The following is a 13,526-nucleotide window of genomic DNA, read 5'->3' on the forward strand; positions in this document are numbered from 1 at the left end:
GACTCACGGCCTTCGGGCCCCGGCCCGTGCCAGATCCGTCAGACGCCCCCGGAAGCCGTCCGCCAGGGCCTCGGCCGTCCGGCGACCGTGATACGTCGTCTCGTAGCGCAGCGCGCCGGTCAGCCGGCCGGCCTCCATGGTGAGGCCGACCGAAAAGGTGGCCGCGGCGGACAGGGAGGACTGTGGTGTCGCGTATTTCAGCCGGGAGAAATCCTGGTGGTAGGGGGCGAGACCGGTGCGCAGTCCGTGCATGGGTATCTCGTGTTCCCGCCGGTCGACGATCCAGCCGGTCACCCCGTAAAGGCGCAACTCCGCGTGCGCCAGGGCGTGGCGGTGGAAGGCCGCGTCGCCCCGGCGGCCCAGGACGGCCTCGGCGAGCCGGCCGAACGGCAGGTCGACGACCGCCGAGGCGTCCCGCAGGACTCCGTCGACCTGCCGGAACAGTCCGTTCGGTGGGGTCCGGCCCAGGTCCACCGGTACCTGGATCATGTTGGAGAACAGGCCCAGGGCGGAGCGGGTCTCGGGGCGTACACGGCCGTGCGAGGGCGTGGAGAGGATCAGCCTCTCGCGGCCGTAGAAGCCGCCCAGCGTCCGGGCCAGCGCCGCCGCGAGCAGCGCGTACAGGGAGACCCGCTCGCCGCGGGCCGCGCGCAGCAGGCGCCGGGACTCCTCGGCCGACAGGTCCACCGGGACGCTGTCGTAGTGGTGCTGGAGCGGGAGGAACCCGGTGGTGCGGCCGGGCAGGAGGTCCCCGGAGCCGTGGGCGCGCAGCCGGTCCGCCCAGCCCGCCAGGCGGGACGCGGTGTCTAGGCGGGCTCGAGGTGTGTTCTCGGTGCGGACGAAGTCGACGTAGGACAAGGCTGGTCGGACGCTGTCGGCGCCGGGGGCGGCCACGCGGCGGTTGTAGAAGTGGGCGAGGTCGCGCAGATAGACCTGATGGCTCGGCTCGTCGAAGACCAGGTGGTGGAAGCTGGTCAGCAGCACGTGGTCGTCAGTGGCCAGCCGCAGCAGGGTGGCCCGGGACAGCCATTCGGTGACCTCGAAAGGGCGTGTGGTCAGGTCGAGGAGGATCTCGTGCAGTTCCCGTCGGCGCAGTGCGTCGCCCAGGTCCATGGTCTCCAGGGGGAACGGCTCCGGACGCAGGGCCTGCCGCGGTCGGACCACCTGCTCGATCGGCGCCTTGGCGTCGAGCAGCCGCAGCCGCAACGCATCATGGCGTAGGGCGACTTCGGCGAGCGCCTCGCGTAACGCGCCGACGTCCAGGGGACCTTGCATGCGGAGCGTGGTCGAGCAGTCGAGGGAGACGGCCTTGGGATAGAGCTCGTCGTAACACCTCTCCCACTCCCAGCACCATTCCTGACGCGAGGAGAGGGGAAGTCCTTGATCTGGCTCATGGGATGTCGCCGTCATGACCTGCCTTGTGGAAGACGCCCTAACGCCGCCGACGCTACCCGCGGCGCAGGGCATAGCCCCTCGTCAGAGCGGTCATGCCACACAACTGTAAAACTCCGGATGCGGGTGAGCGGGGTGCGTTATGTTCCTGCCATGGCGGATGTGGACACCTCGGCGACGCGGCAGGGCCCGAAGGGACTCGACGGTCTCGCGGCGGCCCTCGCGCAGGCATGGCACGGCGTGCTCGGCTCACTCCCGGAGGAGGACTCGGACTTCTACGAGGCCGGAGGCACCTCGATCGACGCGGCCCGGATCGCCTCGCAGGCAGCGGAGTTCGCTCCGGACGTCGAGGACTTGGACGTCACGCTGATGAGCGCGCTTCTCGACGAGGCGCGCTTCGGGGACGTACGACGGCTGGGGCTGGAGTCGATCGACCGCGCACGTGGCGGATCGGCCTGACCGAGCGACGGTGGCCCGGCCGGGCCGTGGGCCGGATCAGCCGCGGCCGGTCGCCAGGTCGGTGAGCAGGTCGGCGGCGAACCGTTCGCACCACTGTGCGCCGAAGCACCGGCGGTCGTAGGTGAGGACCAGCTGCGGCTGCGCTGCCGACAGGTTGAACTCCAGGTCCAGCTGGGACGGGCGGACCACCGGCCCGGCGGTGCCCTCGTCCTCCTCTTCGACCTCCCCTTCGCCCTGGTCGTCGTCCAGGTCGAAGAGGGTGAAGGCGAGCCCCGCCACGGAACTCTGCCAGGAGTCCGCTGTCACGCTCACGCTCAGCGGGGCCAGGTCGTCGCGTGCGACGCCCATCCCGTCCGTGAGCAGATCGACGATCTCCTCGAACTCCACGCCCTGGTGCGCCATTCCCTCGCGCAGCCCGCGCCGCACCTGTGCGAGCACTCCCTGGTCACCGTGCGGGGCCGAGGGACCGACGCGGACGAGGACCGCCTGGGCGAGCGGGCCCACCGCGTCGGAGTTCATGCGGTTCGCGGACATGGTGCCGAGGACGAGGTCGGCGGCCCCGGAGCGCTCCAGCACCCGTCGGGCCGCCGCGGCGGTGACGTACACCGTGGGCGTGCAGCGCGCGGCGCGGGCGTTCGCCTGGAGGAGGCCGGACAGGTCGGGGTCGAGGGGAACGCGCAGTTCGGCCCCGTCGGGCAGCCAGCCCGGCTCCGGCCGCCGCTCGCCGATCCACGGCGTGGGGAAGCCGGACAGCTCCGTGCGCCAGAACTCCCAGTCGGCGGACCTGCGGTGCTCGCGCGCCGCCAGGAGCGCGGAATACCGGTCCGCCGGCGCGAGCGGCTCGTCCGGTCCGCGCCGGTAAGCCTCCTGAAGGTCCGTCACCACCTGGTGCAGGGAGAACAGGTCCATCACGAGCCGGTGGAAGGTGAGGAGCAGGACGCCGCTGCCGTCACCGAGAACCGTCAGGTGTGCGCGCGCCAGGGGCTCGCCGGCAAGGGGGAAGACCTCCGCGTGGGCCGCGGCCGCCGCTCGGCGTACCTCGGCGAGATGTCCGGCCCTGTCGGCACCCAGGTCCGGGCGGTGCAGGACGCGCGGCTCGTGGTGCGTGGCCGGGCCGAGGGTCAGCGTCCCGCCGTCCGCGCGGAAGCCCGTGTTGAGCAGTTCATGCCGCCGAAATACGGCCGTGACGGCGCGGCAAAGCCTTTTCTCGTCGAGCATTCCGTCGAGGCGCAGCGCAATGCCGGTGTGCAGCAGCGCGCTTCCTCGAACCACGCATTCCACTTCCCAGAGCCGTTGCTGCTGGCGGCTCAATTCCATGGTGTAAGCGCTTCCACTCGCCCGGTCCATGCGCTCCCTCGCCCGAAGGTGCGACGAGTGCCGCACGGGAAGTCGTGACTCCCGTACGGCACTTGTCGGTGGCCCTACTTCGCCTCGGCCGCGGCCTGGCGGCGGAGCTGCTCGAGATTGATGAGAGCGAGGCTTACAGAGTTGACCTTCGTCATGTCAACATCCCCTCTTTGTAGGCGGGTTCCTCTGCCACCGGTCGGTGGCAGGGGAATGCTTCCAGGCGAAGTGATCTCCCGTCAACAAGGCTTGCCACAAAGCCGTGTCGGTTCCGGATTTCGTCCGGTCCCGACAATGCCGTTCACGGAAGCAGTTTCTGACGGCGCATCACGGAAATCCGCCCTCGCTCAATCGCTCTATGAAGTGCATGAATATCTCGCCCACGCGTGCCGCCCTTGTGGCGTCGTGATAGTGCTTCTCGTACCACAGCGAGCCCGTGAGGGCCCCGTCCGCCATCTCCAGGTCGGCGAAGAGGGTGCTGGCGCATGCCAACGCCTGCTCGGGGCCGGCGAAGACCGGGAACGGGTGCTCGGGATACAGGTCCTGCGGGGTCACGGCGAGTCCGGACGGCAACGCCTGCACAGGGTTCGGCTCCTCCGGCAGCCAGCCGGTCACTCCGCTCAGCCGCAGTTCCAGGTGGGCCAGAGCGCTGCGGTGGTAGGCCCCGTCGCCCGGCGGGCGGTCCAGGACGTGGGAGGCGATCTCACTGAACGGCAGGTCGGCGGAGTCCGACGCCCGCTGGACGCCGCCGTGGACGGCCTTGAGGAACTCCGGCAGGGACCGGTACTCCGTGTCGAACGGCACCGGGACCACGGTGCTGAACAGGCCGAGCGTCTCGCGGGCGCTCGCGGAGGTCCGCCCGTGCGTGTACACCGAGCACACCAGGCGGTCCCGCTCGTACACCGTGGCGACGGCGTGACCGAGGGCCGCCAGCAGGACGGTGTGGAGTGTGACGCGCTCGGCGCGCGAGCGCCGCAGCAACAACCGGGTCCGCTCGGCCGTCAGCGCCAGCGGCAGGGAGCCGAACTCCGCCTCGGGGACGACCGCCCCGGCGTCGCCCGCCAGCGGGTCCGCCGCACCGTACGCCCGCAGTTCCCCGGCGAGGGCGGCTGCCCGCCCGTGCACGGCGGAGCGTACCTCGGGTGCGTGCTCCCGGCTGATCAGGCCGGTGTAACTCGCGGGCTCGCCACGGCGCTCGGCAGCGCCGCCGCCCGGTGTGACGCGCTCGCGGTAGCCGTGGACGAGCAGGTCCCGGAAGAGGCGGTGGGACGTGCTGTCGAAGATCAGGTGGTGGAACTGCGTCACGAGGACGTGTTCCTCCTCGGCCGTGCGCACCAGGGTCGTGCGCGTCATGCGGTCCGTCAGGTCGAGAGGCCGTGAGAGGACCCGCGTCACCTCCGCCGCACGGTCCTGCGGTGCGGCCCGTACGGTGTCCAGCGGCCCCGGCCCGTGCCGCAGTCCCTGTCCGGGCCAGAGCGCGGACGGGTCCGGCCCGGCGCCTGCCACCAGGTGCAGGCGCAGCGCCTCGTGCCGGGTACCGATCTCGGCCAGCGTGTCCCGCAGCGCTCCCGTGTCGAGCGGCCCTTGCAGCAGCAGGGTCTCGGACGACTCGATCGGCGTGGAGTCACCGGTGTAGCTGCGGGTCCACTCCCAGCACCAGTCCTGGCGGGAGAACAGGGGCAGCGCGGCTCGGCCGGCCGGCAGAGGGTGGGTCCTGGCTTCGTGGTTCATGGGCGGGCGCTCTCTTCCAGGGTCCGCACGGCCGTGACGTACCGGCGGCTGTTTCCCGAGGGACCGAGCAGCTCCGGCAGGGCGCGTACGGCGGGCACGGGGTGTTTCTCGGTGAACCGGGTGAGGTTCACCGTGTGCTGTTCCCAGCGGTCGGCGCGTTCGTGGGTGAGGTGCACGCCCGGTGCGGCGGGAGCGAGGCGCATCCCGGCTCCCGACGACCAGAGGCGCAGGCCGAGTTCGAGGTCCTCGCACCCCCAAGTCGTACCGAACGTCTCGTCGTAGCCTCCGGATTGCTCCCACAGCCCGTACGGCATCGAGGTGTTGGCTCCGATGCAGGTCAACCATGGTGCCACCGGCTCCAGTTCACCCGTGGTCATGCCCGTCACCAGGGTTTCCAGGGCGTTCGCCACCGTGCGCCCGAACCGGCCGCTCGTCGCCGCCGCATGGGGATCGGGCAGGATTTCGTCCCGTGAGGCGGCCAACAGTCTGCGGGCGGCGGGCAGTTCGCGGACCGGTCCGTGGACGCAACCGGGCTCCCGGCCGGTGTGCTCGGCGACGTGGGCCGCCAGGGCCGCCGGCGGGAGCAGGATGTCGTCGTCCAGGAAGATCAGCAGGCCGCCGCGGGCCGCCGCGGCCCCGGCGTTGCGTGCGGCGGCGCGGCCCGCCCGTGGTCCCGCCACGGTGTGCAGGGGCAGCCGTGCGGCGGCGGCCGCCACGACCTCGGCGGTGCCGTCGGTGCAGCCGTCGTCGACGACCACGATCTCGTGGGGCTCCGGGCACACCTGACGGGCCAGGCAGGCCAGGACGAGCCGCAGGCTGTCCGCCTTGTCGCGGGTCGGGATGACCACGCTGACCGTCGGCCGGGTCATGACGGGCTCCCCTCGCGGAACAGGTCCGCCCCGCCGAGCAGGCTCGCGCCGTGGGCGGCCAGCAGGGCGGCGCCGGCGAGGGAGGAGTGCGGACCATGGACGGCCGGACCGACCTCGGGGAGGGGCCGGCCCGGGCGGGCCGTCGCGGACAGGCGTCGCGCGACCCTGCGGGGCAGCGGCTCGAGCGCGGCTCCGAGGCCGCCTCCGATGCGTACGTGCGCGGGCTGGACGAGCTCCACGAGGACCCGCAGCGCGCGGGCGATCGAGTCGGCCGCGTGGTCGAGGGTGCGATCCGCCCACGGTTCGGCGCGGTCCACGCCCGCCACCAGCTCGGCGCTCGTCGTGGGAAGTCCGCGTGCCGCGGCGGCGTGAGCGGCCAGCGCCTCGGCCGAGACCACGGCCTGAAGGCAGCCGCGCGTGCCGCACCGGCAGCGCGGGCCCTGCGGGTCGACCACCAGGTGGCCCAGCTCGCCCGCCGTGCCCCAGGCGCCGGTCAGCAGCCGGCCACCACTGACCAGCCCGCCGCCGACGCCCGTCCCGATACCCAGGTAGACCAGGTCCCGACTGCCCGCGGAAAGGGCCTCCGCCAGCCCGGCCAGCGTCGCGTCGTCGCCGAACACGACCTCGGCGCCACTGCCCGCGAAGGGGGCGCTCAGCGAACGGCCGACCCAGTGGGGCCGGTTGGGCCAGCTCACCACGGACCCGTCGGTGCCGACGTTGGGCGCCGCCGCCACGCCGATCCGGACGGGGGCTCCCCCCAGCGCGCCGACCGCCTCGGCGACGGACGCCTCCATCAGCTCCGACTCGCCTCCCGCGTCGCCGCCGACGGGCCACACCACGGTGCGCTCGTACACGGCCGCACCGGCGGCGACCGCGCGCAGGGCGAGCTTGGTGCCTCCGATGTCCACGGCGAGGACGCCGCCCGCCGTGCCGGGGCGCGTGCCCGGAAGGGTGCCGGTCACGACGGCTTCCTGGCGACGAGGATCGCGTACGGCGCCTGCTCGGCACCACGGCTCTCCTCCACCCGTAGCCCCACGGCCTCCAGCCCTGCCCGCAGCTCCTGCGTCGTCCACCAGTGGAGGTGTCCGTCGACGAGCCAGCGGACGGCCGTCGTACGGCTCATGTCGTCGGTGAGGGCGAGCGGGTCGGGGACGAAGGCGTCAGCGACCACGAGCAGTCCCTTCGGCCTCAGCAGTGCGGCGAGTGAGCCGAGTCGGGCGGCCGGGCCGTGGACACCCCCGAGGACCACGCAGGCGCCGTACTCGGCGTCGGCCGCCGGTGGGGCACCGCCGTCGCCGATCTCCAGGAGCGCCCCGTCGACGGCGGCCTCGGTCAGCAGCGCCTCGACGCTCGCACGCAGGGCCTTCTCCGGTGCCGGGGGTCCGGCGGGCGCGGCCGGCGGCGCCGGTGGCTCGCCCGCCGCTTCGCCGCGCACCCGGGCCGCCAGCGCCCGGCCGGCCGGCACGACGTCCGGGGAATACGCCCAGGCGTCCGGCGCACCCGCCGAGGCGGTGTCCGTGACCAGCAGTCCCAGCGCGCAGGCGGTGTCCAACACGGGCGACAGCACGTCCGCGCGCAGCCCCGCCGTCCCGGCCAGGTCGGCGGCGGTGCCGCCGTGGGCCAGGCGCGGGGGCAGGCCGAGTTCGGTGAGGGCCGCCGCCAGGACCTGCTCGGCCGTGGTCCCGGGGCGGGCGGCGCGCGCGAGGCGGTACACGGGGGCCGCCTGTGCCTTGCCGACGGCGGAGCGGCGCAGCCGGTAGCGGGTCTGGAAGCTGTCGGGCACCTTGTACGCGGCCAGTTCGGCGCGGGCGTACGCCTGCACCCGTGCCGGAGCGGCCAGTTCGGCGTCGGCGGGCACGTACTCCACGGTGAGCCCCTGGTCGTCCGAGTCGTCCGGGCCCGTCGCCGTGACCGAGACGTCGGCGACGCCGGGGGCCGCCCGGAGCACCGACTCCACCTCCATCGTGGAGACCCAGCGGGCCCCTCGGCGGACCACTCCGAGCCGGGCTCTGCCCAGGATGCGGTGAACGCCGTGCTCGTCGCGTTCGGCGAGGTCGTGCATGCGGTGGGCCGAGCCGTCCTCCAGGACGACGGCGATTTCTCCCTGGGCCGCGTCACGGCCGGGCAGAGGCGTGCCGTCGGGGTCCAGCAGGTCGACCCGGACGCCGGGCATCGGGTGGCCGACGGCTCCCGACGGCAGTCCGGGGTCTCCCCACAGCACGGAGCCCGTCTCGCTGGAACCGAAGTTGCGGGAGACTCCCACACCGATGGTGCGGGTCCACAGCGCGTCCAGTTCGGCGTCGACGTATCCGGCGCCGGCCATCACCCGGCGCAGCGCGGGGAACGGAGCGTCGTCGGCCAGAGCCCGGCGGCGCGCCAGGACACGGGCCAGGCCGGGCACGGTGACCAGGACCGTCGCCCGCTCGCGCAGCCGGCTGTGCACGGCGCCGACGGCACGCGGCGGCACCGGGTCCACGTGCGCCCCGGCGACCAGCGCGCCTGCCAGCCAGCCGAGCGCGTAGGCGTGGCTCAGCGGCAGCGGCAGCAGCACGCGGTCGTCCGGCCGCGCCAGACCGGCGTGGTGGTAGCGCACGCCCTCGTCGAGCACGGAACGCGGCGACCGTGCCACGAGCTTGGGCGCCCCGGTCGACCCGGAGGAGACCAGCACGACCGTGCCGGGGGCGTGGGCGGCCGCACCGGAGTCCGCGCCGGCTGCGGTGGTCCCGTCGCCGACGAGCCCGTCGTCCGCGCCGCCGTCCTGCGCCCGCAGTACCGCCCCGTCCGCCTCGCCCGGGTCCGCCACCAGCGTCCGGCGGGCCCCGGCGGCCCTGAGCAGCCTGCGGGTCTCCGCCGGCGGCGACTCCGCGGGCAACAGCAGGGGGCAGGCGCCCACCGCCGTCAGCGCGAGCAGGCCCAGCACCCATTCCGGCTGGTTGGGCCCTTGGAGTCCGACGGCCTCCGCGGGCCGTACGCCCTGTGCGCGCAGCCGTTCGGCCAGCTCGGTCACCCGTGCCACGGCCGCCCGGCGGGTCAGGTCGCCGAGCGCGAGTGCGTCCGGGTTCAGGTCCGCCCGGGAGAACGCCTCCCACAGGTCCGCGGGGGTCACTTCGCCGTGCCCCGCGCCGTCTCCAGCCGCCGTACCAGTGCCTCGGCGGCGAGTTCGTACCCGTGTGTGCCGAAGCCCGCGATGACGCCCACGGCGAGGGGTGAGAGGACGGAGTTGTGCCGGAAGGACTCGCGGGCCCAGACGTTGGAGATGTGCACCTCGGCCCAGGGCGCCGGGTAGTCGGCGAGGGCGTCGCGCAGGCTCCAGCCGGCGATCATCAGCGCGCCGGGATTGACGATCGCTGCGGCGGTGTCCCGGTGCTTGTGCAGGGCGCGGATCAACTCGCCCTCGCCGTCGTGTTGTTCGCTGCGCAGTCCGTACCCGGCGCGGGCCAGCAGCTCGGCCACCGACTCCTCCACCTCGGCGAGGGTGGTGGTGCCGTAGATCCCGGGTTCGCGGGTGCCGAGCGTGCCCAGGTTGGGGCCGTTGAGCAGCAGCAGGTCACGGGAGGTCGGGGCGATGGTCACGCGGGGGTCCCTTCACGGCGGTGCAGCAGGGCGGCCAGTTCGGCGCACGAGCCGGCCACCAGGTCGGGCCGGTGGGCGAGCAGTTCCTCCCGGTCGCCCTGGCCCCAGAGGCCGGCGGCCGTAAGGGTGCCTGCCGCGCGGCCGGCCCGCAGGTCCAGCGCGGAGTCGCCGACCATGACGGCGCCCTCGACGGCGGCTCCGATCTTCTCCAGGGCGAGCAGGACGATGTCGGGCGCCGGCTTGCCGTGCGCCACCTCGTCGCTGCCGCACACCGCGTCCACCAGGTCCAGCAGTCCGGTTGCCGCCAGTGCCTCCACGGCACGGCCATGGGTCTTGCCGGTGGCGACGGCGGTCGCAACGCCGGCCTCGCGCAGTCCGGCGAGCAGTTCCGCGGCGCCGGGGCACGGCTCGATCTCGTGGACCAGCTTGCGGCTCTCCACCACGAACGGCTCGTACATCCCGCCGGGCAGGCCCATGATCGCCAGGGTGTCGGGCATGTGCCGCCCGAGGTGGGTCAGGTACTCCTCGAAGGGTGCCTCGCCGTCGCCGACCGTGAGGTCGTACGCCCGCTGGAAGGCCCTGCGCATCACGTGGATGCTGTCGATGAGAACGCCGTCCAGGTCCAGGACGACGGCCCGCGGCCAGAGGTCACTCACCGTTCGCTCCCTTTCGGACGGCCTCGGACGCCGTCCGCAGGCTCGCCACCAGATGGGCGACGTCCTCGTCCGTCATGGTCGCGCCGAGTCCGACGGTGACGGACCGGCCCAGGACGGCCTCGCTGGCGCGCAGGCGCGCGGTGGCGTCCCAGGCGACGCCCCAGGGGGTGCGGCCGGCGCGGACGGCGGGGTTCTGCTGGACCAGGCGGCCCGAGTACAGCGTGGCCGCGGGGATGCCGGCCGCGGTGAGCACGGTGACGAACCGGCGGGCGGCCATGCGGTCGTCCAGCAGGACCGTGAGATCGCCGCCGCTGCCCTCCTCGTCCGGCAGCCGCCGCCACTCGAGCTCCAGGTCGGCGAGGTCCGCGCGGACGGTACGGGCGATGTCGCGCAGCCGTCGCAGCATCGGCGCGAGCCGTTCCAGCTGTACGGACAGCAGGGCGCCGGCGATCTCGGTCATCCGCAGGTTGGCGCCGAGCAAGGCCTCGCCGGAGGCACCGCCGCGCTCGCCGCTGCGTGAGGTGGTGAACTGCCCGCCCTGGTCCTGGTAGCGGACCACACGGTCGTGGACGGCGGGGTCCGTGGTGACGACGGCGCCGCCCTCGCCGGCGGTGATGTTCTTCTCCAGCTGGAAGCTGAAGGCCCCCGCGTCGCCGATCGAACCCACCGGGCGCCCCCGGTAGCTGACACCGCAGGCCTGGGCGGCGTCCTCCAGGACCCGGATGCCGTGCTCACGGGCGACGGCCAGGATGGGGTCCATGTCGGCGGCGGCGTTGTTCAGGTGGACGGGCATGACCGCGAAGGTCCGCTCGGTGACGAGCTTCTCCCACGCCGTCGGGTCGAGGGTGAGCGACTCGTCGATGTCGGCGAAGACGGGGATGCCGCGCGCGGCCACGATGGCGTTGACGCAGCCGATGAAGGTGGCCGACGGCACGATGACCTCGCCGCCCTCGGGTATCCCCAGGCCGATCAGGGCGCAGGTCAGGGCGGCCGTGCCGGAGGACACGCCGACCGCGTGGGGCGCCTGGTGCAGGGCGGCGAACCGCTCCTCGAACCGCTCGACGCGGCGCTGCAGCGCGGGACCGTAGTAGCGGAACAGGGAGCGGCTCTCCAGCACCTCCAGTGCGGCGGCCTTCTCCTCCTGGCCCCACAGGGCGAGGCCGCGCAGCGGCTCGTAGCGCAGTGCCGTGGGCTCGGACGGGGATGCAGTCATGAATTCGTCTCCGGTGCTGTCCAGCGGGCGGTCGTGGCGCGGTAGCAGGCCTCTACGACGGCCAGGGCTTCGCGGGCCTCGCGCAGGGCCCGGTCCGTGGCATCGGGCCGGGCCAGTTCGGCGGCCAGCGCGCCGAGTTGCTGGTCGTACTCGTCGCCGACGCCGGCCGGGGGCAGCGGCACCCGGCGCTCTCCGCCCTCCTGGCGGAGTGTGAGCGTCGGTTCGCTCACACGTCGGGGGCTGAAGCCGAACGTGGTGGTCAGCTCGGCGGTGCCCGCGGTGCCGTGCAGCACCAGCCGGGTGCGGTCGACGGCCTCGTGCGAGGCCCAGGCGAAGCGCAGGTGCATTCCGTATCGCTCGGTGGCCACCAGGGCGGTGAGCTGGTCCTCCACATCGGCGTCCCGGAGGCCGCCCGTGCCGGTGTGCCAGTCCGCGCCCCAGCCCGCGCGGGTGAGGAAGTCGCTGGAGGCGAGGGCGGTGGCGTGGCGCACGCCGGAGGCGCCCCACAGGTGGTGCAGGACGTCGATGACGTGCCAGCCCAGGTCGACCAGGACTCCGCCGCCGGCCGTCTCCCGGCGGGCGAACCAGTCGCTGCCCGGAATGCCCCGGGAGCGCACCCAGCTCAGCTCGGCGTGGCGGGGCGTGCCGAGCGCCCCGTCGGCGACGAGACGCGCCAGCTCCCCCACGTCCGCGCGGTGGCGGGCGGCGGTGGACAGCATCAGCCGCCCCCCGCCGTCGCGGGCGGCGTCTTCGAGGAGCCGCAGGTGGCCGAAGTCGGTGCCGGTGGGCTTCTCCAGGAACACGGCGAGGCCCTGGCGCAGGAAGTGGCCCGCGAGGGCGCCGTGGGTGTGGTTCGGGGTGAGGACGAACACGAGGTCGGCCTCGCGCGGCCCGAGCTCCTGGTACCCGCCGTACACCCGCGCCCCGCCCACCAGGGCGGCGGCCCGTTCGACGGCCTCGGGCCGCGGCTCCACCACGGCGACGACGTCGAAGTCCGGGTGCTTGACCAGCCGGGGCAGCCATACCTCGCGGGCCACCCAGCCCAGCCCGATGACGGCGACCCTCATCGAGCGGAACGCTTCTTCCCCGCCAGTTCGGTCAGCACCTTGGCCACGGCCTCCGCGACGTCGGCGCAGTCTGCGTCCGTGCCGAGCAGCACCCGGTGGTGCAGCCAGAAGCCGTGCGCGCCCAGGTGTTCGCTGACCGGGTTGCGCTCGGCGAGCTCGGCCGTGTCCGGCAGTCCGTTGCCGCGCAGCGCCTCGTGGGCCTGGGTTCGGTAGACCGGCGGGTAGTTGACGAAGGCGGGGATGCCTTCGGCGACCAGCGCCCTGACCACCAGGTCACGGTCGGTGCCGGGGTGCGCCGCGGGGTCGAGGGCGGCCATGGCCATGTAGTGCGGGTTGAGGTCACAGCGCGGATCGCGGCCCTGTGGGACCACGCCGGGAATCTCGCGCAGCGCCGCGGACAGCGTCTTCCAACGGCTCTCGCGGCGTGCGTTCTGCTCGGCGAGCCGTCCGAGCTGGGCGCGCAGGACGGCCCCTGCGAACTCCGTCATGCGGTAGTTGGAGGACGGGGTGCGGTGCTCGTAGTTCGTGTCGCCGAGGGGGCGGCCGCAGCTGTGCCGGGCGAACGCCTCGTCGAACCACTCCCCCGACGGCAGGAGCAGCGCCCCGCCCTCGCCCGCGGTCATCAGCTTGCCGTTCTGGAAGCTGAACGCGGCGAACGTGCCGAAGTCGCCGATGCGCCGGCCGGACCAGACGGCGCCGTGCGCGTGCGCGGCGTCCTGGAAGACGACGATGTCGTGCCGGGCGGCCCAGGAGCCGATGGCGTCCATGTCGGCGACGTGGCCGGCCATGTGCACGGGGATGACGACGCGCGTCCGTGGTGTGCGGACGGCCTCCAGCGTCTGCGGGTCGAGGCAGTACGTCACGGGGTCCACGTCGACCGGGACCGGGACGCCGCCCGCGCGCTGTACCGCGATGGAGGTGGAGATGAACGTGAAGGCGGGCACGATCACCTCGTCGCCCGGCTTCAGGCCCAGCAGTTCCAGGCCGAGTTCCAGGGCGTGGGTGCCGTTGGTGACGGCGAGCGTCGTGCCGCCGTGGTACTCGCCGAACTCCGCCTCGAACGAGGTGGTCTCGGAGCCGCCGACTCGCCACCACTGGCCCTGGTCGATCGCGCGGATCAGCGCCGCGCGTTCGGTGTCGTCGTGGTACGGCCAGGCCGGAAAGTCGTGGCGGCGGACCGGATTCCCACCGTCGAGTGCCAGAGCCACAGGTGCGTCCCTCT

Annotated in this window: 12 protein-coding genes; 1 reads left to right on the top strand and 11 read right to left on the bottom strand. The window is 73.6% G+C overall.

Translation table 11 applies throughout. From position 1 onward, the window contains the following. Positions 1 to 3: 3 nt before the first annotated feature. Complete coding sequence (locus QQM72_RS23095) at positions 4 to 1,467, bottom strand: condensation domain-containing protein (RefSeq protein ID WP_399078280.1); 1,464 nt, start codon at positions 1,465 to 1,467, stop codon at positions 4 to 6. Positions 1,468 to 1,545: 78 nt separating this feature from the next. Between QQM72_RS23095 and QQM72_RS23100 the strand changes: the two genes are divergently transcribed. Continuing rightward, complete coding sequence (locus QQM72_RS23100; protein ID WP_314222767.1) at positions 1,546 to 1,851, top strand: phosphopantetheine-binding protein; 306 nt, start codon at positions 1,546 to 1,548, stop codon at positions 1,849 to 1,851. Between the two features lie 36 nt (positions 1,852 to 1,887). On the opposite strand, the gene QQM72_RS23105 is transcribed toward QQM72_RS23100, so the two are convergent. From QQM72_RS23105 to QQM72_RS23150, 10 genes are all read right to left on the bottom strand, one after another. Then, on the bottom strand, positions 1,888 to 3,198 hold the full coding sequence (locus tag QQM72_RS23105; protein WP_314222768.1) for a condensation domain-containing protein: 1,311 nt from the start codon (positions 3,196 to 3,198) through the stop codon (positions 1,888 to 1,890). A 324-nt stretch (positions 3,199 to 3,522) separates the two neighbouring features. Then, complete coding sequence (locus QQM72_RS23110; RefSeq protein ID WP_314222769.1) at positions 3,523 to 4,926, bottom strand: condensation domain-containing protein; 1,404 nt, start codon at positions 4,924 to 4,926, stop codon at positions 3,523 to 3,525. Then, positions 4,923 to 5,795: a glycosyltransferase family 2 protein gene (locus QQM72_RS23115; RefSeq protein WP_314222770.1), complete on the bottom strand. Its 873-nt coding sequence runs from the start codon at positions 5,793 to 5,795 to the stop codon at positions 4,923 to 4,925. The genes QQM72_RS23110 and QQM72_RS23115 overlap by 4 nt, the downstream gene beginning before the upstream one ends. Continuing rightward, positions 5,792 to 6,757, bottom strand: coding sequence for an ROK family protein (locus QQM72_RS23120; protein WP_314222771.1), 966 nt, complete (start codon positions 6,755 to 6,757; stop codon positions 5,792 to 5,794). The genes QQM72_RS23115 and QQM72_RS23120 overlap by 4 nt, the downstream gene beginning before the upstream one ends. Beyond that, positions 6,754 to 8,901, bottom strand: coding sequence for an AMP-binding protein (locus tag QQM72_RS23125; protein WP_314222772.1), 2,148 nt, complete (start codon positions 8,899 to 8,901; stop codon positions 6,754 to 6,756). The genes QQM72_RS23120 and QQM72_RS23125 overlap by 4 nt, the downstream gene beginning before the upstream one ends. Then, entirely contained in the window at positions 8,898 to 9,368 is a 471-nt protein-coding gene (locus QQM72_RS23130; protein WP_314222773.1) for a type II 3-dehydroquinate dehydratase, read from the bottom strand. The genes QQM72_RS23125 and QQM72_RS23130 overlap by 4 nt, the downstream gene beginning before the upstream one ends. Further along, the gene (locus QQM72_RS23135; protein WP_314222774.1) at positions 9,365 to 10,024 is read right to left on the bottom strand and encodes an HAD-IA family hydrolase; all 660 of its coding nucleotides are present in this window, start codon (positions 10,022 to 10,024) and stop codon (positions 9,365 to 9,367) included. Before QQM72_RS23135 ends, QQM72_RS23130 begins: the two co-directional genes overlap by 4 nt. Continuing rightward, positions 10,017 to 11,237 carry a DegT/DnrJ/EryC1/StrS family aminotransferase gene (locus QQM72_RS23140; RefSeq protein ID WP_314222775.1) on the bottom strand — a complete coding sequence of 407 codons (1,221 nt, stop codon included), beginning with the start codon at positions 11,235 to 11,237 and terminating at the stop codon, positions 10,017 to 10,019. Before QQM72_RS23140 ends, QQM72_RS23135 begins: the two co-directional genes overlap by 8 nt. Continuing rightward, complete coding sequence (locus tag QQM72_RS23145; RefSeq protein WP_314222776.1) at positions 11,234 to 12,304, bottom strand: Gfo/Idh/MocA family protein; 1,071 nt, start codon at positions 12,302 to 12,304, stop codon at positions 11,234 to 11,236. The genes QQM72_RS23140 and QQM72_RS23145 overlap by 4 nt, the downstream gene beginning before the upstream one ends. Continuing rightward, positions 12,301 to 13,512 carry a DegT/DnrJ/EryC1/StrS family aminotransferase gene (locus QQM72_RS23150; RefSeq protein ID WP_314222777.1) on the bottom strand — a complete coding sequence of 404 codons (1,212 nt, stop codon included), beginning with the start codon at positions 13,510 to 13,512 and terminating at the stop codon, positions 12,301 to 12,303. The genes QQM72_RS23145 and QQM72_RS23150 overlap by 4 nt, the downstream gene beginning before the upstream one ends. Positions 13,513 to 13,526: the final 14 nt, after the last annotated feature.

Origin of the sequence: Streptomyces zaehneri, assembly GCF_032248645.1 — a bacterium.
GTDB classification, from domain to species: Bacteria; Actinomycetota; Actinomycetes; order Streptomycetales; family Streptomycetaceae; genus Streptomyces; species Streptomyces coriariae.

Coding starts and splice junctions, on each gene's coding strand:
- QQM72_RS23095 (WP_399078280.1), bottom strand. CDS start 1,467: ATGCCCTGCGCCGCGGGTAGCGTCGGCGGCGTTAGGGCGTCTTCCACA.
- QQM72_RS23100 (WP_314222767.1), top strand. CDS start 1,546: ATGGCGGATGTGGACACCTCGGCGACGCGGCAGGGCCCGAAGGGACTC.
- QQM72_RS23105 (WP_314222768.1), bottom strand. CDS start 3,198: ATGGACCGGGCGAGTGGAAGCGCTTACACCATGGAATTGAGCCGCCAG.
- QQM72_RS23110 (WP_314222769.1), bottom strand. CDS start 4,926: ATGAACCACGAAGCCAGGACCCACCCTCTGCCGGCCGGCCGAGCCGCG.
- QQM72_RS23115 (WP_314222770.1), bottom strand. CDS start 5,795: ATGACCCGGCCGACGGTCAGCGTGGTCATCCCGACCCGCGACAAGGCG.
- QQM72_RS23140 (WP_314222775.1), bottom strand. CDS start 11,237: ATGACTGCATCCCCGTCCGAGCCCACGGCACTGCGCTACGAGCCGCTG.
- QQM72_RS23145 (WP_314222776.1), bottom strand. CDS start 12,304: ATGAGGGTCGCCGTCATCGGGCTGGGCTGGGTGGCCCGCGAGGTATGG.